Source organism: Paenibacillus xylanilyticus (assembly GCF_047246825.1).
GTDB classification, from domain to species: domain Bacteria; phylum Bacillota; class Bacilli; order Paenibacillales; family Paenibacillaceae; genus Paenibacillus; species Paenibacillus xylanilyticus_B.
In genome coordinates this window covers 610,409-632,748 of record NZ_JBFOLB010000003.1, presented here as the reverse complement: position 1 = coordinate 632,748, position 22,340 = coordinate 610,409, and the positions used below count along the sequence as shown (strand labels likewise).

The following is a 22,340-nucleotide window of genomic DNA, read 5'->3' as shown; positions in this document are numbered from 1 at the left end:
GAGAGTGTCGGTAAGGAAGGATAATAGATATAACTAAGTTTGCATGGGCTGCCCCGACCATATTAGAACGTAGACAATCCTTTTCTTTACTGGAAACCGTATATAGAAGGGAACTCCTACCATTAATCTGGAATGAAGAACATTCGTTTAGAAACCAGAAAACCCGCTCTTTTTTAGAGAGTCGGGTTTCTTTTTGCGTGCTTCAACATGATATATATCTTGTAAAAACGTAATCATTACGATATGATAATACTCATTGTTCAAATCATAATGATTACGATTAAGAAAAAGATAGATAGAGAGGGGCAATACCTTGAAAAAAAAGACGCCGCTGCTGGTGCTGACCTCCCTGGTCCTAGGCGCCGGACTGCTGAGCGCCTGTGGATCTTCCGAAACGAGTCCCGCTGCGCAGCCTTCCACCGACAAAAACGTTCACTTCCTATATAATTTCTCCACCAGCTCATTGGACCCGCATGTTGATTCCAGCTACGTTCCGCTTCGTGCGGGCATCACGGAAACGCTGGTTCGTCTCGACGAAGAGAATCTGACCGTCGCTCCATGGCTCGCCGAGAGCTGGGAGAGTGAAGACGGCCAGCATTGGACGATTGACCTGCGTGATGATGTGACGTTCCAGAACGGTAAGCCAATGACTGGAGACTCCGTCAAGGCATCACTGGAACGTGCGCTGCAGGAAAGCGCTGCAATTCAAAATGCACTCAAGATCGATACCATTGAAGCTGAAGGCGACAAACTGGAGATCACAACGACCCAGCCATTCCCGGAATTTGCGTCCGAGCTGGTTAATCCGAATACGGCGATTATCGATGTAAGCGAGCCGGACATCGTAAACAAGCCGATCGGCACCGGGCCGTTCAAGCTGACTTCATTTACCCCGGGCAGCAAGCTTGAACTGGACCGTTACGATGAATATTGGGACGGTGCTTCACCACTCGACTCGGTAACGTTCTCGTTCAACGAAGATGCCAATGCCCGCACGCTTGCGCTTAAATCCGGACAGGTCGATATCGTTTATCGCCCGGAAGTTGAAAGTCTGGATTCTCTGAAAGCAATCAACGGCATGACTGTTGAATCCACATCCACGTTTCGTGTCCACCAGATGACGATGAACATGGAGCGTGAGAGCATCAAGGATTTGAATGTTCGCCGTGCGCTGGATGCACTGATTGACCGTCAGGGTATTGTCGATACGATCTTGCTCGGTTATGGCGAGGCGGCTATCGGACCGTTTCTGCCGTCTCTACCGTTCGCACCCACCTATGATAAGACAGCATCACAATCAGGTGAAGACGCTGCGGTGAACTATCTCAAGGAAGCAGGCTACACACTGGAGAATGGGGTCATGACCAAGGACGGTAAGCCACTGCAACTCACGCTGCTTACATATTCGGCTCGTGCCGATCTGCCGCTGATTGCTCAGGTCTTCCAGTCTGACGCCAAGAAGATCGGTATCGATGTCCAAATTCGCCAGATCGACACACCGGAAGATTACATGGCGTCCAACCGTGATTGGGATCTAGCGACCTACAGTAACCTGACAGCACCACGCGGTGACGCTGGTTACTATCTGAACGCGACGTATCATCCAAATGGCGCGCTCAATTTCAGCGGATCAGAAGATCCGGAACTGACTGCAATTATTGATGAGCTGAACCTTACGGTTGATCCGGAGAAGCGCGCGGAGCTTGCCGAAAAGGCCGCCAACTACGTACATGACAACGTACTGAACTCATTCGTCCTGCATCCGGGTACGATCGTTGCCTATAACGGCAAGAAGATCAAGAACTGGGTGACAACACGCAGTGAGTATTACATGATTACCAATAAGCTGGATGTGATGTAATGTTTCGCATTTTGCTTCGCAAGTTTCTTGAAGTGTTTATATTTCTGCTTTTCATTATGTTTGTAAGCTTCCTGTTCATCCGCCTTGCTCCCGGCGATCCGGTCCTGACCATTCTGAACGTGGACGAACTGTCCGTCAGTCAGGAGCAGGTTGAGGCCGTGCGAGAGGAAATGGGCTTCAATGATTCACTGCCAGTCCAATTCGGGAACTGGCTGCTCGACTTCGTCCGGCTGGATTTCGGTGTATCGTATTCAACGGGGCAGCCCGTTATGCAGACACTGATGCGTGCACTGCCGGCTACGGCGGAACTGACGATCGGCGCGCTGCTGGTCATGCTGGCTGTAGCGATCCCACTCGGATCACTATCTGCGCTCCATCGTGGCAGCTGGATCGACCGGGGCAGTCGTATGCTCTCCATTGTCGGTGCGGCCGTGCCAAGCTTCTGGCTGGGTCTGATTCTGATCGATCTGTTCGGTGTGCGCTTTGGTAATCTGCCAACGATGGGTCGGGATGGGTTCGTATCACTTATTTTGCCATCTCTGACGCTGGGACTTGCCATCTCCAGCGTTTATGTGCGTCTTCTGCGCTCCAGTTTGCTCGATTCACTGAGCCAAGAGTTCGTGCGGTCGGCCCGGGCGAGGGGACTGTCCGAAGGCCGCATCTTCCTGCTGCATGCTTTCCGGCACAGTCTGCCGCCGGTCATTACAGTATTCGGCGTTAGCCTCGGCAGCCTGATTGGCGGAGTCGTCGTTATCGAGGTGCTGTTCGCCTATCCGGGTATCGGCAAGCTCGTTGTCGATGCCATTCGCCAGCGCGATTACCCGCTGATTCAAGGTTACATTTTGATTATGGCAATCATCGTATTCCTCGTGAATACAGCAGTAGATCTATCTTACCGATATTTGAATCCAGAAATGAAACTCAAGGAAAAGGAGGCCCACCGATGAAAACGATGCTCTTGCGTCCTCTGGCCGCTAAATCAAAAAAACATAACTGGCAGGCAATGATCGCTCTGCTGTTCGCGCTGCTCGTCATCGGGGCCTCCTTGTATACCTTCGTATATCTGAAACATGACCCTACACTGACCGATCTGCGGGGTAGATTGCAGGCAGCAAGCGCACTGCACCCGCTCGGCACCGACCATTTGGGCCGCGACGTCCTGACACGCTTGCTGCTTGGCGGTGGGCAAACACTCGGCTACAGTTTGCTGGCGCTCGCCGCGGCCCTGCTCATCGGGATTCCATTTGGATTGATAGCAGGATACAAGCGCGGGTGGATCGACAAGTTGTTTATGCGGATCGCGGACGGCTTCCTCGCTTTTCCCGACACCATCGTTGCGATCGTGCTAAGCGGCCTGCTTGGCGCGGGAATCGGAAATCTGGTGCTGGCAATCGTTATCGTCAAGTGGGTCAGCTATGCACGCCTTGTTCGCAGTACCGTCCTGTCCGAGTCACAAAAGGATTACATCCGTATTGCCCGGACGAACGGACTGTCAGACGCAAGAATTATGACCAAGCACCTTCTTCCACATATTGCGGGGCATGTTCTCGTGCTGGCAAGCCTCGATCTAGGCAAGATCATTTTGCTAATCTCCTCGCTGTCCTACATTGGATTAGGGGCTCAGCCACCAACTCCGGAGTGGGGGGCGATGCTGAATGACTCCAGGCCGTACTTTCAGTCCAGACCAGAGCTGATGGTTTATCCGGGTCTTGCAATCGTCTCGGTGGTACTGCTCGCCAACATGCTGGGTGACTATCTTAGAGACCGATTCGATGTGAAAAAGGAGGTGCAGCCGTGATTCTCTCCATTGAGGAACTGAGCATCGCCAGCCGTGACCGTACGATTGTAAACAATGTCTCGCTAGCCGTTCGCGAAGGCGAATTCATGGCACTGGTCGGACAGAGCGGCAGCGGCAAAAGTCTACTCTCCCAGGCAATCGGTCGGCTGCTTCCGCCAAACCTGCATGCATCGGGACGAATCATGTTTGAAGGTAGCAATCTGCTTGAACGGAAGCCGAAGGAGATGCGCGCCCTACGGGGAAGCCGCATCTCGTATATTTTTCAGGACTACCAGGGGGCGTTCACGCCGTTTCGCAGCATTGGCGGACATTTTGACGAATACCAGAAAGTCCACGGAGAAAAATCTTCTGCTGTCCGCCGTGACCGCGCTGTCGAAGCGTTGGAATCGGTTGGCCTCGGCGCAGAGCTGCTCCGCCGTTACCCGTTTCAGCTAAGTGGTGGGCAGCTTCAGCGCGCTTCAATTGCGACAGCGCTACTGCTGTCCCCCCGTCTGCTGATTGCGGATGAGGCGACGACAGCGCTCGACAGTGTCTCGGGTCACCGTGTATTGGAACTTCTTGCGCGCAAACAGGCGGAGACCGGCTGCGCCATCCTGTTCATAACGCATGACTGGCGTCATGTGCGCAGCTATGCCAGCCGATTGGCGGTCATGAAGGAAGGGCAGATCGTTGAATCCGGCGGAAAGCACCGGATTCTCGATCATCCGCAGCATGAATATACCCGTCAGCTGATCGAGGCGGCTCCCGTTTTGAGCCGCTCATTGAAATCGGGACTGAAGGAGGCGGGAACGCAATGAATATGCCTGAACATGAAGAACGGACCGAATTATTTCAGAATGGTGTCTCCTTTATGAAGGATCAGGAACATTCTACGTCGTCTACAACGCCAGTACTGGAGGTGGGACATCTCAGTCGAACCTATGCTGGCGCGGACCATCCAGCTGTGAACGACGTCTCCTTTGCCCTGAGTCGAGGCGAGTGCCTCGGTCTCGTAGGTGAGAGCGGCTGTGGCAAGAGTACGCTGGCACGTTGTCTGCTGCGGATAGAGGATGCGGATACCGGCTCGATTATGCTCGGTGGACAGGACATTGCGCGCCTGAGTGGCCGCCGCTTGCGTACTCATCGCCGGAAGATCCAGATCGTATTCCAGAACCCTGCTGCAGCGCTGAACCCGAAGCTCAAGATTGCAGATTCACTGATTGATCCTTACGAGCAGCTCGGGAGGGACATCAAGTTATCCCACTTCGCCTATACCTCAAAGGACGCTTATGTGCGGCAGCTTCTTGAAGCTGTCGAGCTTCCACATGAATTGGCGGGACGTTATCCGCATGAGCTGAGCGGTGGACAACGTCAGCGTGTCACCATTGCGCGTGCCATTGGTATTGAGCCGGAAGTTGTTGTCCTCGATGAACCGACAGCCAGCTTGGATGTGATCTCGCAGGGTGCTGTTCTGCAATTGTTAACCGACCTTCGGACATCGCTCGGCCTGTCGTATCTATTTATCTCGCATGATCTGGCTGCCGTACACCGAATGAGCCAGCACATCATCGTGATGCGAGAAGGACAGATCATTGATCGCTTTGGTGCGGATATGCTATTCGCTGAAGAGCGGCATACATATACCAAGGAACTTATTTCAATCTTCTGAGTACAACCGGATTTACAGGGAAATTGGGCAAGCCAAATGGAAAGCCGCTTTCGATTCGGGTCGAAAGCGGCTTTAGCCTTTTTATTACCTCTTATGATAGGTAGGCATTCTCTGCTTACTGATTCTAGATAACTGAATGAACTAGATATATAACCCGCTGCGTAACTTCCGATAGTATGCATCCATATTTTTTATTGACAATATATCAAAACAAATGTAGATTTGTGATATCGATAATCATTATCAGTATTACATTTAGTAAAAATGCATAAAAATACGAAACTCAGGTCTCTACTTTGGTTACAGGGTGTTTCGCATCAACCATCTAGAGTCGGGTTTCAGACAAACAGATGCATGCCACACTCTGGGCTTCAGCATCATTCAATCGCGCGGGTTGACTGAAAACGTTCTCGTGCTGGTTGTGAACGATGCTACAGCAAGACAGGATAGTCAGTCTTCATGTTCAAAAAATTATATGGAGAAAAGGAAGGGTCTACACATGAAGGGGAAGCAACACATTTCATTGAAAGCATTAATCATCTCGATGATTATGATCTTGGCACTGGTGGGCTGTTCAACGCAGCAATCTGAATCAACAACAGCTTCAACTCCGGCTGCGAACAGTTCATCAAACACGGATGAAGCAGCGACAGAGACAGAAGTTACTCCAGATGCGAATGCGCAATATCCGATCACAATTGAGCATGCTTTTGGCGAAACGGTCATTGAAAGCAAGCCTGAACGAGTGGTTACCGTACAATGGGCCAACCATGATATTGCTCTGGCTCTGAACGTTGTACCTGTCGGATTTTCAGCAGCAAACTTCGGTGTTCAGGATGATAGCGGACTGCTTCCTTGGACCAAAGAAAAACTGGATGAACTTGGTGTAACCGATCCGAATGTGTTCCAGGATACAGACGGTCTTGATTTTGAAGCCATTTCCGATGCTAACCCGGATGTCATTCTTGCGGCATACTCCGGTATTACACAGGAAGACTACGATACGCTTAGTGAAATTGCACCGGTTGTAGCGTACCCAACGGCTCCTTGGACCACGACATGGCGTGAGCAAGTGAACCTTAACGCCAAGGGCATGGGTATGGAAGCGGAAGGCGAGCAGCTGATTAAAGATACCGAGGATATGATTAAGGAAAAACTGAGTGCCTATCCTCAAATCGCAGGCAAAAAAGTGGTTTGGGTTAACTTCTCTGAGCAGGACCTGTCCAAACTGCATATTTATACGCCTATCGACTCTCGCGTAGCTTTCTTGGAAGAGTTGGGATTGACTAATCCTGAAAGCATCACGGCACAAATTAAGGACCCGAACAGCTACTCTCTGGAACTTAGTGCAGAAAATGCCGAAGCTCTTAACGATGCAGATCTGCTGATCGGATACGGAAATGATGAACTGCTGCAGGCTATTCAAGCCGATTCCTTGCTGGGTAAAATCCCTGCGATCGAAAGAGGCTCTGTGGCCTTCATTGATAGCGACACACCTTTGGTGGCAGCGGGAACGCCAAACCCACTTTCCATTGCATATACGATTGATGAATACCTGAAATTAATCGGGGCAGCGATCGACAAGATCAATGAATAGTTCAACGAATCCTCAAAACAAATCATTAAAACTAAATATTCCCAAAAATTTCAAGACGGTGCTGATTCTATGCATCGTCTTGCTCGGCGTTTGCGTGTTGGCTTCGCTGGTCCTGGGTTCCCGTCTGGTGAAATGGAATGAATTGATGGATGGTTTGTTTCATCCGAATATCGACACTTACGGGGCAAACATCGTTCGCAAAAGGATATCCCGCACGGTATTCAGTTTGTTTTGCGGAGCGGCACTGGGTGTATCGGGGGCGTTGATGCAGTCGGTCACTCGCAACCCGATTGCTGATCCAAGCATCCTGGGTGTCAATACGGGAGCCTCCCTGTTTGTTGTATTCGGTATTGCGTTCCTGGGAACCACTACGGCTAGTCAATATATTTGGCTTGCGTTGGTAGGTGCAGCAATTACAGCCGTATTTGTATTCGGAATTGGCTCCATGGGTCGGGGCGGTGCCACACCGATCAAACTGGTTCTGGCAGGAGCGGCCACAAGCGCCGCCCTTTCTTCGTTGGTTACGGCTATCATGATTCCGCGCTCATATGTCATGGATCAATTCAGATTCTGGCAGGTGGGCAGCGTCGGTTCAGGCAATTGGGGGGATATTGGTACGTTTGCCCCGTTTCTGATCATTGGCATGCTGATTGCCTTCGTTACGGCTCCGGCGCTGAATGCGATGGCGCTGGGAGATGACGTGGCAACCGGACTTGGCGTTCGAACTGGCGTATTGAGGTTTGATGCGGCGCTTGCTGCCGTTCTGCTGTGCGGAGCCGCGACTGCACTGGCAGGTCCAATCGGTTTTGTGGGGCTTTTGTCCACCCATGTGATTCGCCTTATGCTGGGCCCGGACTTGCGCTTTGTTATTCCCATGTCTGCTATTGCAGGAGCCGTTATTCTCACGCTATCAGACGTCCTCGGGAGGCTCATCGGCAGCCCGGGCGAGCTTGAAGTTGGTGTCGTTACAGCATTTATCGGAGCACCTATTCTCATCATCCTAGCCATGAAATCGAAAGTGCGTTCATTATGAAAAATCAAACCATTGAAATTATTGTTGCAGGCCGACGTCAAAGACGCCGTAGGTGGATCCTTGTAACAGGCTCTCTCGCCATACTTGCGTGCATTCTGTGCTGCGCAATGCTGTTGCTGGGGAACACCATCTATCCACTGGGAGACGTAATTCGTGCGCTCTCGGGAGAAAAGATCAAGGGCGTCTCTTTTGCTGTAAGTACCATTCGTTTGCCGAGAATGCTGGCCGGTCTATTTGCAGGCTTTGCTTTCGGCATAGCGGGGTACATCTTCCAGACCATGCTGCGTAATCCACTGGCCAATCCGAATGTCATCGGAATTACCTCGGGTTCGAGTGCAGCAGCAGTTTTTTGCATCACTGTCCTTCATGCCAGCGGGGCTGTCGTTTCTGTCGCTTCCGTGGTGGCGGGGCTGGCAACGGTTGTTGTCATGTATATATTGTCCAGGGGCAGAACGTTCTCGATCGGGCGTTTGATTCTTGTCGGGATAGGTATACAAGCCATGCTGGATGCTGTCGTGTCTTACCTGCTGTTAGTCAGTGCACAGCAAGACATCCCCAGTGCGCTTCGATGGCTGAGCGGCAGTCTGAATGGTTCGAAAATGGACGAGCTTCCACCTCTGGTGATATCAGTCGTCATTCTGGCACCAATCTTAATCGTGCTTGGAAAACACCTCAATCTAATGGAGCTCGGTGAACAGTCTGCGACGACTCTTGGGGTAGCCACAGACAGGACAAGAGTTGTGCTCATTTTATGTTCTGTCTGCATGATTGCTCTTGCGACTGCCACTACGGGGCCAATCGCGTTCGTTTCTTTCCTTTCGGGACCGATTGCGAAAAGATTAGCCGGAGCGGGCTTCTCCAATGTGATTCCGGCCGGTCTGGTCGGTGTCAATTTGGTTTTGGCGTCAGATCTGATCGGACAGTTTGCTTTCGAGGTTAGATATCCCGTAGGCATCATCACCGGAATACTCGGAGCACCGTATCTGATCTACCTGCTAATCCGAATGAATCGAAAGGGAGAATTATAATGAAACCGACCCATATTTTCCAAGCCGAGGATTTAGTGGCTGGCTATGATCATAAAGCGGTTATCCAGGGCATAAGTCTGGAGATTCCCAGCAATAAAATAAGCGTCATTATTGGTGCGAACGGCTGCGGCAAATCCACACTGCTGAAAACCATGGCCAGGCTGATCAAGCCTATATCCGGGGAAGTCAAGCTGGATGGCAAGCCGGTCAGCAAAATTCCGCCGAAACAGCTGGCCCGAATTATCGGGTTACTGCCGCAATCCCCAATTGTACCGGAAGGCATCTCCGTAGCCGACTTGGTCGGCAGAGGGCGTTTTCCACACCAATCCTTGTTCAGCGGCTGGACCAAAAAGGATTATGAAGCCGTTGCCGAAGCGATGAGCATCATGGACATTACCGAGTTTGCCAACCACAATATCGACGAGTTGTCGGGCGGTCAGCGGCAGCGTGTTTGGATTGCAATGGCTCTGGCGCAGCAAACGGATATTCTGTTTCTGGATGAGCCAACGACCTTTCTGGATATTACGTATCAGGTTGAAATTCTTGACCTGCTTACGGATCTTAATCGTAAGCACGGGACAACAATTGTCATGGTGCTTCACGACATCAACCTGTCGGCCCGTTATGCAGACCATATCATTGCGCTGCATCAAGGCAAACTCGTGGCAGAGGGTACGCCGTCTGAGGTTATTACAAGTACGATGGTAAAAGACATTTTTGGTCTGGATTGTACGGTAGTTGAGGATCCGTTGTCAGGATCTCCTCTGGTTGTTCCCCGGGGGAGATACCATGTCCATGCTTCCGAATGACATACAGAGCTGAAGTTTCCTGATGCAAGAGAGGACAATCGATGTAAAAAGCTTATTTCCATGGCATTTTCATGTGGAATAGGCTTTTTACATGCATAGGATAGAAATAATGATTCACGATTTTTATCATGGTGGTAATTGATCTGTACAGGATGCCGGGTTAAGGGGACGCGTTACGCTCTGCCATGTTTTCTATTATCTTGAAAAAATAAATCTTTCACCCCTATAAGCGGGTTAGCGGTAAGATTGAAACTAAAGTATACTAACATGTAGATCAAGTCACTTAAAATTGCATATTTCAATCTAACCGTAATATTGATACACTATGACCAAGGTTAATTTCGTTCAGAGAGGTTTGGGCCAGTTCAAGAACGGGCTCGCTGCAAATGCCAAATCGATAACGCTTACATCCTTTTGGCAAATATAGGATATAAGGACGGTAGACATGAGCCAGGGACAAACGAGTACAGATGTTATCTTGATTGGTGCCGGAATTATGAGTGCAACTTTGGGGACCTTGCTGAAAGAATTGGCACCAGATTGGAATATTAAGGTTTATGAGAAACTCGCCAGTGCAGGAGAGGAAAGCTCCAATGAATGGAACAATGCCGGAACCGGCCATTCTGCACTATGCGAATTGAACTATACCGTTGAACGACCGGACGGAACCGTAGATATTAGCAAAGCCATTAAGGTGAATGAGCATTTTCAAGTCTCAAGACAATTTTGGTCCTATCTCGTCAATAGCAATCTGATTCGTAATCCGCGGGACTTCATTATGCCGCTCCCCCATTTGAGTTATGTACACGGAGAGAGCAATGTCCTGTTTTTGAAAAGACGTTTTGAGGCTTTATCAAACCATCCTCTATTTGAGGGTATGGAATTCTCGGATGACCCAGCGAAACTGCGGAAATGGATTCCTCTCATGATGAAAGGCCGTAAGGGAAAAGAGCCGATCGCGGTAACCAAAATCGACTCCGGTACGGATGTTAACTTTGGTGCTTTAACGCGCATGCTGCTGGATCACCTGAAAGATCATAACGTGGATATCCACTACCAACATAGTGTGAAAAATATAAAACGCAAAAGCGATGGAGCCTGGGAATTAACGGTGAAAAATCTGCGCAGTGGTGCAGTTGAGCGCCATACGGCCAAGTTTGTCTTTATCGGTGCGGGTGGAGGAAGCCTGCATTTGCTGCAAAAATCCGGCATTCCGGAAGGCAAGCATATTGGCGGATTCCCGGTTAGCGGACTCTTCATGGTATGCAAAAATCCGGAGGTTGTAGAGCAGCATCATGCCAAGGTATACGGTAAAGCTTCAGTGGGAGCTCCACCGATGTCTGTTCCGCATCTGGACACCCGATTTATCGACAACCAGAAATCATTGCTGTTTGGCCCGTTTGCCGGCTTCTCGCCCAAATTCCTGAAGACGGGTTCCAATGCTGACCTAATCACGTCCGTAAAAACACATAATCTCCTAACCATGCTTGCGGCAGGTGTCAAAGAGATTTCACTGACCAAATATCTGATTCAACAGTTGATGCTGTCCAAAGAGCAGCGTATGGAGGAACTGCGTGATTTTGTTCCAGATGCCAAGAGCGAAGATTGGGATATGGTCCTGGCAGGCCAGCGCGTACAAGTCATTAAGGATACGGTTCAAGGCGGCAAAGGGACGCTTCAATTCGGTACAGAAGTCGTTACTGCTGCCGATGGCTCAATTGCGGCATTGCTCGGCGCATCGCCAGGGGCTTCGACTGCTGTGCAAGTCATGCTTGAGATTCTGCAGCGATGCTTCCCGCAGCACATGGACTCGTGGGAGCCAAAGATCAAGGAAATGATCCCTTCGTACGGCGAGTCACTGGTGGAGAATCCGGAACTTCTTCGCAAAGTTCACAAGACCACCGCTAAGGCGCTTGGACTAACGGATGAGAAGAAATTTGCTTCTGTGTAAACGAATGAAACATGGATCACAAAAATGCAGGCAGTAACCATATGATCAATATGTAATACGATTGAAAAAGCCTTTGCTGACATTGCGAGTCGGCGAAGGCTTTTCTGTGTTTCATTTTGGATCAGGTACAATGATTAAGAGGCTATATGTAGATTTTTTCTGCTTCCTCATCAAAGAATGAAATGACATCTGGGTACGCAGTGATCTCAATCTGTTTCTGTCTCATCATCCTCTGAATGAAGATGGTGTCCGCGAAAGTTTTATTGATGATGATCCCGCACCACTGCGGGGTGTTTTTGAAATAATTCACCAGTGCATGGATCTCTTCAAACCGGAAGTAAAGAATATACAAACCATAATTCTGAAGCAGCATAGTGAAGCAATGGTCGCGATATGGCGTGGAATGATCTTCAGCCAGAAAGTCCCTCATGATGTCGAACAGAGCAGTTTTATTTTCAGTATACATCCGTATCATCTGATCTACGTCATTAATCTGTTGTATGACAGCCTCTAACCGTTCCTCAGAAGGCATGCTCAGCTTGCTTGCTTTCCCTTCAATGGATCGTAGGAGCTCCACTGTAAGGCGCTTGCAGGCTTGTATTTCATGTGGCGCTATGACGATCTGGTTGCTGTATTTATCATAGTTTTCACTCTAAGGCTCACCTAGTGGTATTCGACGCCTACCGGACTTTCCCTACATTCGACAGTTCATCAAGCGAGCTGTACTCTTCACAGGCTATATTGCCCAAGGATTTATGGAGTCGTAATACTTTCACCCTGTTGGGAGATCATGGAATCTGAGATGATGGGTTCACCAAAGGTTCGGGTCACGAACTTGGGACCTCTGGCCTTCAGGCTATTGCGATCCTTCCTTCTAACTCAATTGGATGAAATAGGGTTGCAGCTTCCCTGAAGGATTTCATTTCAGAGAGGAGGCGTCCAGGCTATCATATTCCTTCCTTCTCAGCCAAAACCATTATGTTTAATAGGGATATGGCTTTCCTGGACTCTTTTATCATGAACAATACCATTTATTTGCGAAGAGCGAACAAACTTATTATCGAACAACAAGAAGGGGAGAAACGGCTGCCGAAGGCTTATCTGGCCACTGCCCTTAAAAATATGGAAGCACTCGGATATACGTTCTCGGATGAGCTAATGCGAGCAGTACGAAGCCTATCCAAGGAACAATTTGAAGCGTTATATGTGCAGTTGGTAGCTGACCTGAGAATTATGGTTGGTGCACATGTGGAGTACAAACCGATGTATTCCGGATTTCCCATGCAGGTGATGCAAGAAGATGAAGCGGATCTATATCTCAACGCAATCATTCACTATCTAACCTTGGTCTATCCCGATCGTGAACCTGTGGAAAGAATGCCTCTCATGGAGAAGACAGACTTGAAAGTAATCCGCCTGGGAAACCAAGAGGAGTTTCAAACCTTGATCCGCCAACTGATCGAAGCGAAGGGCTCCATTTCGCCAACCGACAAGGAAGATATTGATACCGTGCTGGAACATGCGGACCCGGATGAAGTGGATGCCATATTGCCTTCCGAAATTCCATTCAAGGAGAATGTGGGATTTGTGGTGGCTGCTCTATTGAAGCATGAAAAGGCGGGAATAGAACGAATTGGCCCCTATTTCAAAACGGCAACGGACGTCCTCCGTCTGGCTGTCGCTTGGTCGGATGGGGATGTCAGCCTGGCTGCAGCCACTGCCTTCCGGAAGTTCAAACGGCGTGAGAGACGTCTGCTGCTCGGGCTGCTGGAGCAGTGCGGACAAATCACCGAGGATATGCTGCGATACAAGGACCGATGGATTCGCTTGGGCGAGATTCTGCACCCTTCCGAATATAAACTCCGGTATCCACGCTGTGAAGAAGCTTTTGATATTTTGCGCAATAACAAGCCGTTTGCGACTTTTAACGGGAGTGTGGAGCTTGCGTTTCAATATCAGAATATCTGGAGTCTGATGGATCTGTTATCCCAGCGCCCTGGTGAGTTCGCCAGAAGACTGGATCACTTGTTGCGGTCCACGGAAGAGCAGGAATATATATTGCTGGCATTTGCTGAAGTTCTGGAGAAAATCTCGACCCCTGTTTTGTTACTGGTCAAACATCATTTTGCCCGGCGTAATGTGCCGCAGGATCTGCGTGTGTTCTTCCCGAAAGGAAATGTCGCCAAAGCTTTCGCCATTCCGAATGAACTTCCGGTAATTGATGAGGCCACCTGTCGCGAAGTTGTGCAATTGTGTGAGCAGGCACTGGTTCAGCGTTTTGCCGACCTTCCTTCCTTGGGGAAAACGTATATCGATCCGCAGCTCCACAACTACCTTGTGCCCTTTTCCCAGAGATCAGCAAGCAAAGCTCTTCATACCATTGTTCGGGGGAGCCGGGTACCGATGGGAGAGGGAGATACAATCCGTTTCTTCAACTGGTGGAAAGAAGGCAAGGTTAACGGGCAGGACACGGGACGTGTCGATATCGACCTGTCTGCGGTGATGTATGATGAGAACTGGAACTACGTTGAACATATATCCTATACGAATCTTCGTTCAGCCATGTACCAAGCTGTCCACAGCGGAGATATCGTATCCGCCCCGAAGGGGGCTTGTGAGTTCATTGATCTGCATATTCCGTCGATCGTTAACTATGGTGGCCGGTATGTAGTTGCTTCACTGCTGTCGTTCACCAGTCATCCGTATTGTGACCTTCCGGAATGCTTCGTAGGCTGGATGATGCGCAAGAAGCCGGGATCGGGCGAGATTTTCGAGCCTTCTACAGTGGCTAACAAAATCGACATTACTGCCGATACGCAGATTGCGATTCCTGTTATCCTTGATCTGGTAGACCGCACGGTCATCTGGACTGATCTGGCGCTAACCAGACAACCGGATTACTATAACAATGTGGAAGGCAATGAAAAAGGAATGGTCTTGATGGGCAAAGCTATGACTGGACTGCGCAAGCCAGATCTGTACGATCTGTTCATGCTCCATGCCAAGGCCAGAGGTGAATTGGTGGATACGCTGGATCAAGCTGATACAGTCTATTCCGTAGGGCAAGGGGTTACACCCTTTGATATGGAGCAGATTATGGCGGAGTATCTGGTATGAATAAAAGAGAGATAGCTTATTAAATTAGAAGTTGAAGAAGAGCAGCACTTAGCCAGCTCTTCTTTTGCGATTTCATTCTATTCTTTATTTGATCCTCAACCAACCTGTTATCCGCTCATGCAAGCTAGCGTTCACATACAAACTTTCTCGGATTTTTCACTTTCAGCACCTTCGCATTTTTTGTCAGAAGGTCTTTATCACTCACAATCCACGTGTGATCAGAGGAGTTTCTCCTCCGGATCGCAAGGAAGTTAGATGGACTTCCCGCGTAAATCTTGTAGCCTTTTGTAAGGCTGTCGGAACAAAACGTTACGCATTCTCCTCGATTTTTATCACGAAAACCAACCTCGGTGATTACATTTCGTTTGGCGAGAAGGGTTGCACCTTGAATTAGGGGGACATATTGATTCGCCTTGGCAGGATAACGAAGCAGAAGGAGTTTCCTGCTGTTTAGGTACATATAATGGGCCCGTTTCCCTACAATATCTGCGTTGGTCTTTAGTAAGGTCTGCACACTATCCGTTAAATAGCCTGGCGCATAATAATCGTCATCATCGAATTTGGCAATGAGGCCATGTCTAGCCAGTGCAGCCCCATGATTGAGGCAATGACCGAGCGATACGTTTTCTGGCAAGGAGAGTACCCTTACGTTCTTATGTTGATTGGCGGCCTTTATATACTCGCTCACCTTCAGCTTGTCATTATTTAAAATGACGATAAGCTCCTTATTCTTGTAATTTTGCCGGCTGTAGTTATGAAAAAGGTTGTGCATGCATTGTAGCCGCTTGGTACAGACCAAGATGGAAACGGCATTCTGACGATGTGATCGAACTGAAGTAGCCATTAGAATACGCCCTTTGGTTTCTTCTGTACAAATTTCTTGTAGTGCTTAACCGTCCGAATTTTTTTGCTATGCGAGAGCAGCTCCTTATCGCTGATGATCCACGTATGATCGGATGAGTTTTTCCTGCGGATCGCAACAAAGTTATGTCTCCCCGCCGAATAGACCTTGTAGCCCTTCCGTTTACTTCTTATGCAAAACAGATCATCTTCACCGACGTTTCGATTCGGAAACTGCACATGGCTGAGTACATCCCGTTTGAAGACAAGAGTTGCGCCAGGGATCAGGGTTACAGGACGATGTTCATCCTGAGGAAAACGAAGGATTAGATTCTTGGAGCCGCGTAAATACAGATAGTGTGACCGCTTGCCAATGACATCGGCATCGGTTCGCTGAAAGGTCTGCAGGCTTTCAGTCAAATAATAGGGAGCATAATAATCGTCATCATCAAACTTGGCGATATAGTTATATTTTGTTTTCTTGATCGCGTAATTTAGACAAGCACCGAGAGAGGTCCGTTCCGGAAGACGAGAAACGTGTACGTTTCGAATTTTTTTGGCTAAGCTTTGATAGGGAGCAAGAGGGATGTTATCGTTGTTAACGATAATGATCATTTCTTTCTTTGGATGCTTCTGTCGGCTGAAGTTATGAAACAGGTTTTTGATATAGCTCTGGCGTTTGGTGCAGGCAATAATAGATACGCCCTGCTTGTTAATCAGGCTTTTCGGGCTGGCTCCCATTCGATCTCTCTCCTTATCCGTGATGTTCAAAACTATCTTTCTATAAAATATGTGAATGGCAAGTAAGAGGAACGGCATAACTGTAAAATGGAGAATTCGCCGCCTGTTTGGACGCCTGCCAATGAATAGCGAGGCATGCAGAATGGTGCAGGGAATGTCGGATGTGAGAAGAAAGGTTTTGTTATGCTTGGATCAACGGGGGAGGGAATGACATGAATACACTGGCACGACTGAATGAGGGATTGAGCTACATTGAGGCTAATCTGACAGAAACACTGGATATGAAAGAGGTAGCACGAATCGCTTGCTGCTCGGAATATCATTTTACACGCATGTTTTCCTTTCTTAGCGGTATTACCTTGTCCGAATATATCCGTCGTCGGCGCTTGACGCTGGCGGCACTCGAATTAAGCCGGAATGACAGCAAGGTCATTGATGTTGCCCTTAAATATGGATATACCTCTCCGGATTCCTTCGCCAGGGCGTTTCAAGGCATGCATGGTATCACACCTTCCGAAGCACGGAATCATGGGCCATCGCTCAAGGCCTTCCCCCGGATGACATTTCAATTGACCATTCAAGGAGGAAGCGAAATGAATTACCGTATTGAAGACAAAGAGGCCTTTCGGATTGTAGGGATTAGCAAAAGGGTGCCGATCGTGTTTAACGGGGTAAACCCGGACATCGCTGCGATGTATCAGCTACTTACGCCGGAGTTGATCGAGACGATTAAAGGGCTATCCAATGTCCAGCCGCTCGGGCTCATTAGTGCTTCGGCTCATTTTAGCGAAGGACGGATGGAGGAGAGAGGGGAACTGGATCATTATATCGGTGCAGCGACCACTCAGGTGGCTCCCGAGGGTCTAGCATGCCTGGAAGTGCCTGCCTCGACGTGGGCCGTGTTTACTTCCGTCGGTCCTTTTCCGGAAACGCTTCAGGATGTGTGGGGACGAATCTATTCCGAGTGGTTTCCATCCTCGGACTATGAGCTGAGCGAGGGACCGGAAATCCTTTGGAATGAGCACAAGGATACCACTTCTCCGCAATACAGAAGCGAGATATGGATACCGATTCGGAAGCAATAAACTGTTGTTCCATCCTTCCTATGATTCATCAGGAAAAAACAGGTGTCATCCAAGTCGACTGAGAAGACTTGAATGACACCTATTTGATCTGCATATGTAGACAGCACATTGCTGGAGAAGGTGATCGGATAAGTGGTATAATTTTCAACAAGTAATGTAGAGTGAATGAACGGGAGGCAGCCGAATGAGAGAAGAGCTATTGGAACAGCTGGAGGAGTGGCATGAAGAGGACGAATTCCTGGAGATCGTGAATGCGGTTCAAGACATTCCTGCAGATAGCAGGGATTATGTGCTGATCAATCATTTGGGGAGAGCGCTGAACAATCTGGAACGTTATGAAGAGGCTGTTGAGCAGTTCTTGACGGTGGCGGAAGAAGGGAAGGAGGACCCGCTGTGGCATTACCGCATCGGACTGGCGTACTACTATTTGGAGCAATATGAGAATGCCCGTACAGCTTTTGAAACGGCAGACCGTCTGGAGCCGGGAGATGAAGATACACAGGAATTCCTTGGCTGGATTCAGAGTAAAACGGCTGAGAAGCCTGCTGCGGAGGAAGTTCCGTCTGCTCCCGAATCCCCAGTTGAACACTTACACTTAAGTATAAGCGATACGGAATCCACCGATTTTTGGGACGATAACACCGAAGCACTGGAGAGATGGGTATTGCCTTCCCCTACGGATGAGCAGATCGAGTCGGTAGAGGAGCGGCTGGTCTTCAAATTGCCAAGAGCCTATGTCGATATGATGAAAGTGCATAATGGCGGGATACCTCGTTATCGGTATATCCCTGTTAGCGAAGCGGGAGACACAGAGAAGAGGCTGATTGAAATCTCGGGAATACTCGGCATCGGCCAGGAGAAGAAGCATTCTCTGTGTGGTGAAGAGGGCAGCAGGTTCATCATTGAGCAGGGGGGATATCCGGAGATTGGTGTTGTACTATGTAAGTGCCCATCGGATTCCGAAATCATCATGCTGGATTACCGTGCATCCGATAATGCGGGTGAGCCCGAGGTTGTTCATGTGGATAAGGAAGATAATTATAAAATCACCTGGCTTGCTCCCGACTTTGACACCTTTGTCCGTAGTTTGGTCACTGAGGACAATCGTCGTCCGGATATCGATGGTTCAATATAAAATTAATTCCAATACCCCTCAACCCTTTCATGTAAATGAGAGTTGGGTGGGTATTTTTTAGTTTCGGCCTCTTCCAATATAAGTATATTGGGACATGGACGTTGCATAAGGAGTAATCCAGTGCTATTATTTAGACATCTAATAGTTTTATGTCTAAATAATATTCGAAGGGCACAGTAGGTTTCTTATTTAAGCATCAATCCATTCAATTTAAGTGAGGAGCAAATGACATGGGAAAATTAGAAAATAAAATAGCGATTATTACAGGTGGAGCCTCAGGAATAGGCGAAAGTATGGTGGATCTTTTTGCACAGGAAGGCGCTATCGTTATTGCCGCGGATATTAATGATGCAGCGCTGGAGACAGCCAGTCAGAAGCAGAATGTGTATGGAATGAAGTTGAACGTGGCTTCGGATGAGAATTGGCAGGCACTGGCGAAGGCAGTCAACGAGCGCTTTGGCAAAATAGATATCCTGGTCAACAATGCCGGTATTTCATCCGAAAAACCATTTGAAGAAATTAATGCGCAAGATTGGGAGAAGATGCTTTCCATTAATGGTTTTGGTCCATTTGCAGGCATCAAACATGTCACTCCTTATATGGCAGCCCAAAAGAAAGGCTCGATCGTCAACATTTCTTCGTACACTGCAATGATCGGACAAGGCTTCAATCACTACTCCGCATCGAAGGGTGCAGTGCGTGCGCTGTCCAAAGCGGCTGCTACGACCTTTGGTCGTCAGGGAATCCGTGTAAATGCCCTGTTCCCGGGGATTATAGAAACACCAATGACCCAATCTTTGAACACGTCCAAAGAACTGCTGGGTCGACTAATCCAGGCAACGCCTTTGCAGCGTTTGGGACAAGCCATTGATATTGCCAATGCGGCGCTGTTCCTGGCTTCAGATGATTCTTCGTATATTACCGGCTCCGAGTTGGTTATTGATGGTGGATACTCCGCACAATAGTGTGTAGAATAATGACAGCTCTTAATCTTCATTAGGGGCTGTCTTTTTGATGAGGAGGAAATTATGGAAGAGAAAACGATTTTTGAAATCATACACAATATGGATCATTTCACAAACAAGTTAATTATACAGTGGAACAAAACATTTAATGAGGACCTGGGTGTTTCTCATGTGCTTGTGCTTTCTCATTTGAAGAAAAACGGAAAAAGCCGCCCATCGGATATTGCGAAAATACTGGGGCTCACCCCGCCTACCCTCAGTTATTTATCGGACAAGCTCGTCGCAAAAAAATTAGCCATCAGGGTAGTCGATGAGTCCGACCGCCGTATTAACTATTTGGAGATTACCGACAATGGTGCCGAAGTTCTCAGCAGAGCAACCATGGAGGGGCAAAAATTGCGCAGAGCGTTATTCCAAAAGTTAACCGAACAGGACCGGGAGAAGTTAGCAGAGATTTTCGAGAAGTTGAATCGTGAAAATTGAGTTTTCATATGTAAGGATTTAGTGGAAGTTGACAGAGGGCAACTTTTTTTCTTATTATAAGTGGGACTGCATCATTTCGCTCTGAAGGAGACTGAGCCGTGATTGAAACCAACACGTCAAGACGCAACGAATCTCTTTTGCAAGTGCTGAACGTGCAGCACAAGGTCACCACTGACAATATTGCCAATGCAGACACACCCAATTACAAAAAGAAATCGGTGGAGTTTGAGGAAGCGCTGAGACGTATCGTCGAAAACGGTACAACCAGGGAGCTGGATATGCAACGGACGCATCCGAAGCATCTGCCTGCCAAGGATCTCAATTCTTCTGTAGTCCCATACCGGATTGTGGAAAACAACGAGACAACAATGAACAACAATGGCAATAATGTGGACATTGATATTGAAATGGCGAACCTTGCGGAGAACCAACTCATGTATAACTACATGGTTGACCGGGTAAGCGGACATTACAACAAAATGAAAAACATTCTGCAGACGTTAAAATGAAGAATGTCCAGCGGCCCCCAAGGGCTGCTTTTTTTATTGGCTGATAACGATGCATCATGGTCTATAATTAAACTGCAAAGTGGATTGTACTGTAATCTAGAAGGGGAACGGGTATGGAAGGGAGGCAGAAGATATATGCAGGAACCGATCAAAGTATATAACACTGCGGTCGAAGCTCTACTTGAAGTGATCGGCGGCAAGTGGAAGCCGGTTATTCTGTTCCATCTTACTTTTGGCAAAAAACGTAATGGTGAATTGATGAAGCTCATGCCTGCCATTGCTCAGAAAGTATTGACCCAGCAGCTTGGTGAACTTATGGAGGCGGGGATCGTATCCCGTATTTCCCATCATCAAATTCCGCCGAAAGTGGAATATGAGCTAACGGAATATGGGTGGAGTCTTAAGGAGATTCTCCATTTGATGTGCAGATGGGGCGATACCCATGTTGAAAAGGCATATGGTAATCGTGCGAAAATTCTGTTTAAGCCACCGACCTCAGATGGTTGATCGAGAAATACAAAACAAGCGGATTCCCGAGGTTAGGGATTCCGCTTGTTTTGTATTTTATATTCAATTACGGAATGATCTTGCGCTCACGCAAATCTGCGAATATATCCATAAACATCGTTTCTGTTTCAACAAAATCATGAAAGCCAAAGCGGCGGGCTTTGGAACCATCTGCGAAGAAATCATAATCCCATGAGAATACAAAGTCGCCGAAGCCCCAGGAAGAGACGTCATCATAGGAGGTTTCCATCAGGCCATATTTCTCAATCATGGATTTCCAAAGACTTTCTTTGTCTGCCATCACTGTTGCAAGCGAGAGCGGTAGTGGAGGCGCCGTTTCCAGTTCAAAAAAAGCAGCGATTTTGGGCCAAAGTTCATTCCAGCGAAACAAATCGCCATTGGTAATATTGAACGCCTGATTGGCGCAGCGGGGGTCGGTCGCCGCCCAAACGGTAGCGCGAGCCAACAGGGCAGCATCGGTCATTTCGAGCAGAGAATTGTAAGCACCAGGCTTACCGGGGAAGCGAAGTGGCAGGCCAAGTTCCTTGGAGATGGACGCATATATCCCAATAACCATGGCGAGATTCATTGGATTGCCGAGAGCGAAACCACATACAACAGACGGGCGCAGGGCCGACCAGGTCCAGCCGCTTCCGGGTTGCCTTCTCTCAAGAAATTGCTGCTGATCAACATTGAATTCAGGTGGCATATGGTGTGCATCCGTTTCCCGTGCGGGTGTTTTAAACGGGCCCAGATGAGCACCGTACACCTTATAACCTTGCATAAGACTGATATGCTGGAGGTTGAGGGCAACAGGCTCAATGGCACTGACCACATTGACGAGCATTGCCAGGTTGGGTTGTACCAATTCGGACCATGTAGGGCGATCCTGATAAGCAGCATAAAAAATATGAGTGACCGTCGTCAAATGACTCAGTTTGGCCTGAGTATCGGCTTCATTCAGTAAATCCACTGATATATAACGAAGTCTGGGAGAATCCTGCCCTCCGCGGCGTGATACCCCAATGACATTCCATTCTGGAAGTGTCGTCAGATAATCAATAAGGTTACTTCCAATGACGCCGCCCGCACCAATAACGAGAGCGGTATGGCGAGTAAGAGGTTGATCAGGTTTCAATGGGCATGCTCCTTTCTTTTCCTGTACATTATTGTGAGCCAGCAAAAGGAAGGTGTGAAGTACGCACCTCAAAGTCACATACGCACTTGAAAGTA

21 protein-coding genes are annotated in these 22,340 nt (G+C 48.5%); 17 read left to right on the top strand and 4 right to left on the bottom strand.

Going from position 1 to position 22,340, the window contains the following annotated elements:
* Window positions 1–313: 313 nt before the first annotated feature.
* The 10 genes from nikA (at window position 314) to AB3N00_RS22125 (ending at window position 11,725) form a co-directional block, all read left to right on the top strand.
* Complete coding sequence (gene nikA / locus AB3N00_RS22170) at window positions 314–1,861, top strand: nickel ABC transporter substrate-binding protein (RefSeq protein ID WP_413036530.1); 1,548 nt, start codon at window positions 314–316, stop codon at window positions 1,859–1,861.
* Window positions 1,861–2,808, top strand: coding sequence for a nickel ABC transporter permease (gene nikB / locus AB3N00_RS22165; protein ID WP_413036529.1), 948 nt, complete (start codon window positions 1,861–1,863; stop codon window positions 2,806–2,808). Before nikA ends, nikB begins: the two co-directional genes overlap by 1 nt.
* Window positions 2,805–3,659, top strand: coding sequence for a nickel transporter permease (gene nikC, locus AB3N00_RS22160; protein WP_413036528.1), 855 nt, complete (start codon window positions 2,805–2,807; stop codon window positions 3,657–3,659). Before nikB ends, nikC begins: the two co-directional genes overlap by 4 nt.
* Window positions 3,656–4,456 carry an ABC transporter ATP-binding protein gene (locus AB3N00_RS22155; RefSeq protein ID WP_413036527.1) on the top strand — a complete coding sequence of 267 codons (801 nt, stop codon included), beginning with the start codon at window positions 3,656–3,658 and terminating at the stop codon, window positions 4,454–4,456. The genes nikC and AB3N00_RS22155 overlap by 4 nt, the downstream gene beginning before the upstream one ends.
* Before the next feature lie 53 nt (window positions 4,457–4,509).
* Entirely contained in the window at window positions 4,510–5,307 is a 798-nt protein-coding gene (locus AB3N00_RS22150) for an ABC transporter ATP-binding protein (protein WP_413036613.1), read from the top strand.
* A gap of 499 nt (window positions 5,308–5,806) precedes the next feature.
* On the top strand, window positions 5,807–6,904 hold the full coding sequence (locus AB3N00_RS22145; protein ID WP_413036526.1) for an iron-siderophore ABC transporter substrate-binding protein: 1,098 nt from the start codon (window positions 5,807–5,809) through the stop codon (window positions 6,902–6,904).
* Window positions 6,897–7,937, top strand: a complete 1,041-nt coding sequence (locus AB3N00_RS22140) for a FecCD family ABC transporter permease (RefSeq protein WP_413036525.1) — start codon at window positions 6,897–6,899, stop codon at window positions 7,935–7,937. Before AB3N00_RS22145 ends, AB3N00_RS22140 begins: the two co-directional genes overlap by 8 nt.
* Window positions 7,934–8,965: a FecCD family ABC transporter permease gene (locus tag AB3N00_RS22135; RefSeq protein WP_413036524.1), complete on the top strand. Its 1,032-nt coding sequence runs from the start codon at window positions 7,934–7,936 to the stop codon at window positions 8,963–8,965. Before AB3N00_RS22140 ends, AB3N00_RS22135 begins: the two co-directional genes overlap by 4 nt.
* Window positions 8,965–9,774 carry an ABC transporter ATP-binding protein gene (locus tag AB3N00_RS22130; protein WP_413036523.1) on the top strand — a complete coding sequence of 270 codons (810 nt, stop codon included), beginning with the start codon at window positions 8,965–8,967 and terminating at the stop codon, window positions 9,772–9,774. The genes AB3N00_RS22135 and AB3N00_RS22130 overlap by 1 nt, the downstream gene beginning before the upstream one ends.
* A 445-nt stretch (window positions 9,775–10,219) precedes the next feature.
* Entirely contained in the window at window positions 10,220–11,725 is a 1,506-nt protein-coding gene (locus AB3N00_RS22125) for a malate:quinone oxidoreductase (protein ID WP_175397004.1), read from the top strand.
* Between the two features lie 142 nt (window positions 11,726–11,867).
* Here AB3N00_RS22125 and AB3N00_RS22120 read toward each other — a convergent pair whose 3' ends face one another.
* Window positions 11,868–12,302 (bottom strand): hypothetical protein, encoded by a 435-nt coding sequence (locus AB3N00_RS22120; protein WP_413036522.1) that lies wholly within the window; start codon window positions 12,300–12,302, stop codon window positions 11,868–11,870.
* Window positions 12,303–12,742: 440 nt separating this feature from the next.
* Here AB3N00_RS22120 and AB3N00_RS22115 point away from each other — a divergent pair, with 440 nt between their 5' ends.
* Window positions 12,743–14,842, top strand: a complete 2,100-nt coding sequence (locus AB3N00_RS22115) for a TerD family protein (RefSeq protein ID WP_413036521.1) — start codon at window positions 12,743–12,745, stop codon at window positions 14,840–14,842.
* Window positions 14,843–14,966: 124 nt separating this feature from the next.
* Here the strand turns inward: AB3N00_RS22115 and AB3N00_RS22110 are convergent, their stop codons facing one another.
* Window positions 14,967–15,686, bottom strand: coding sequence for a glycosyltransferase (locus AB3N00_RS22110; protein WP_413036520.1), 720 nt, complete (start codon window positions 15,684–15,686; stop codon window positions 14,967–14,969).
* On the bottom strand, window positions 15,686–16,423 hold the full coding sequence (locus AB3N00_RS22105) for a glycosyltransferase (protein ID WP_413036519.1): 738 nt from the start codon (window positions 16,421–16,423) through the stop codon (window positions 15,686–15,688). Before AB3N00_RS22105 ends, AB3N00_RS22110 begins: the two co-directional genes overlap by 1 nt.
* 212 nt (window positions 16,424–16,635) lie before the next feature.
* Here AB3N00_RS22105 and AB3N00_RS22100 point away from each other — a divergent pair, with 212 nt between their 5' ends.
* From AB3N00_RS22100 to AB3N00_RS22075, 6 genes are all read left to right on the top strand, one after another.
* Window positions 16,636–17,508, top strand: a complete 873-nt coding sequence (locus tag AB3N00_RS22100; RefSeq protein WP_413036518.1) for an AraC family transcriptional regulator — start codon at window positions 16,636–16,638, stop codon at window positions 17,506–17,508.
* Between the two features lie 184 nt (window positions 17,509–17,692).
* On the top strand, window positions 17,693–18,643 hold the full coding sequence (locus AB3N00_RS22095; protein WP_413036517.1) for an SMI1/KNR4 family protein: 951 nt from the start codon (window positions 17,693–17,695) through the stop codon (window positions 18,641–18,643).
* Between the two features lie 230 nt (window positions 18,644–18,873).
* Window positions 18,874–19,608: an SDR family NAD(P)-dependent oxidoreductase gene (locus AB3N00_RS22090; RefSeq protein WP_413036516.1), complete on the top strand. Its 735-nt coding sequence runs from the start codon at window positions 18,874–18,876 to the stop codon at window positions 19,606–19,608.
* Window positions 19,609–19,671: 63 nt separating this feature from the next.
* Window positions 19,672–20,091 carry a MarR family winged helix-turn-helix transcriptional regulator gene (locus AB3N00_RS22085; protein WP_413036515.1) on the top strand — a complete coding sequence of 140 codons (420 nt, stop codon included), beginning with the start codon at window positions 19,672–19,674 and terminating at the stop codon, window positions 20,089–20,091.
* A 98-nt stretch (window positions 20,092–20,189) separates the two neighbouring features.
* Entirely contained in the window at window positions 20,190–20,600 is a 411-nt protein-coding gene (gene flgB, locus AB3N00_RS22080; RefSeq protein WP_413036514.1) for a flagellar basal body rod protein FlgB, read from the top strand.
* Between the two features lie 135 nt (window positions 20,601–20,735).
* Window positions 20,736–21,107, top strand: a complete 372-nt coding sequence (locus tag AB3N00_RS22075) for a winged helix-turn-helix transcriptional regulator (RefSeq protein ID WP_413036513.1) — start codon at window positions 20,736–20,738, stop codon at window positions 21,105–21,107.
* 67 nt (window positions 21,108–21,174) lie between these two features.
* Here AB3N00_RS22075 and AB3N00_RS22070 read toward each other — a convergent pair whose 3' ends face one another.
* The gene (locus AB3N00_RS22070; protein ID WP_413036512.1) at window positions 21,175–22,245 is read right to left on the bottom strand and encodes an SDR family oxidoreductase; all 1,071 of its coding nucleotides are present in this window, start codon (window positions 22,243–22,245) and stop codon (window positions 21,175–21,177) included.
* Window positions 22,246–22,340 lie beyond the last annotated feature (95 nt).

What these genes read in the sequence shown, in the direction of transcription:
- nikB (WP_413036529.1), top strand. Translation starts at nt 1,861, where the DNA reads ATGTTTCGCATTTTGCTTCGCAAGTTTCTTGAAGTGTTTATATTTCTG.
- nikC (WP_413036528.1), top strand. Translation starts at nt 2,805, where the DNA reads ATGAAAACGATGCTCTTGCGTCCTCTGGCCGCTAAATCAAAAAAACAT.
- AB3N00_RS22150 (WP_413036613.1), top strand. Translation starts at nt 4,510, where the DNA reads ATGAAGGATCAGGAACATTCTACGTCGTCTACAACGCCAGTACTGGAG.
- AB3N00_RS22145 (WP_413036526.1), top strand. Translation starts at nt 5,807, where the DNA reads ATGAAGGGGAAGCAACACATTTCATTGAAAGCATTAATCATCTCGATG.
- AB3N00_RS22140 (WP_413036525.1), top strand. Translation starts at nt 6,897, where the DNA reads ATGAATAGTTCAACGAATCCTCAAAACAAATCATTAAAACTAAATATT.
- AB3N00_RS22135 (WP_413036524.1), top strand. Translation starts at nt 7,934, where the DNA reads ATGAAAAATCAAACCATTGAAATTATTGTTGCAGGCCGACGTCAAAGA.
- AB3N00_RS22130 (WP_413036523.1), top strand. Translation starts at nt 8,965, where the DNA reads ATGAAACCGACCCATATTTTCCAAGCCGAGGATTTAGTGGCTGGCTAT.
- AB3N00_RS22125 (WP_175397004.1), top strand. Translation starts at nt 10,220, where the DNA reads ATGAGCCAGGGACAAACGAGTACAGATGTTATCTTGATTGGTGCCGGA.
- AB3N00_RS22115 (WP_413036521.1), top strand. Translation starts at nt 12,743, where the DNA reads ATGAACAATACCATTTATTTGCGAAGAGCGAACAAACTTATTATCGAA.
- AB3N00_RS22110 (WP_413036520.1), bottom strand. Translation starts at nt 15,686, where the DNA reads ATGGCTACTTCAGTTCGATCACATCGTCAGAATGCCGTTTCCATCTTG.
- AB3N00_RS22105 (WP_413036519.1), bottom strand. Translation starts at nt 16,423, where the DNA reads ATGGGAGCCAGCCCGAAAAGCCTGATTAACAAGCAGGGCGTATCTATT.
- AB3N00_RS22100 (WP_413036518.1), top strand. Translation starts at nt 16,636, where the DNA reads ATGAATACACTGGCACGACTGAATGAGGGATTGAGCTACATTGAGGCT.
- AB3N00_RS22095 (WP_413036517.1), top strand. Translation starts at nt 17,693, where the DNA reads ATGAGAGAAGAGCTATTGGAACAGCTGGAGGAGTGGCATGAAGAGGAC.
- AB3N00_RS22090 (WP_413036516.1), top strand. Translation starts at nt 18,874, where the DNA reads ATGGGAAAATTAGAAAATAAAATAGCGATTATTACAGGTGGAGCCTCA.
- AB3N00_RS22085 (WP_413036515.1), top strand. Translation starts at nt 19,672, where the DNA reads ATGGAAGAGAAAACGATTTTTGAAATCATACACAATATGGATCATTTC.
- AB3N00_RS22075 (WP_413036513.1), top strand. Translation starts at nt 20,736, where the DNA reads ATGCAGGAACCGATCAAAGTATATAACACTGCGGTCGAAGCTCTACTT.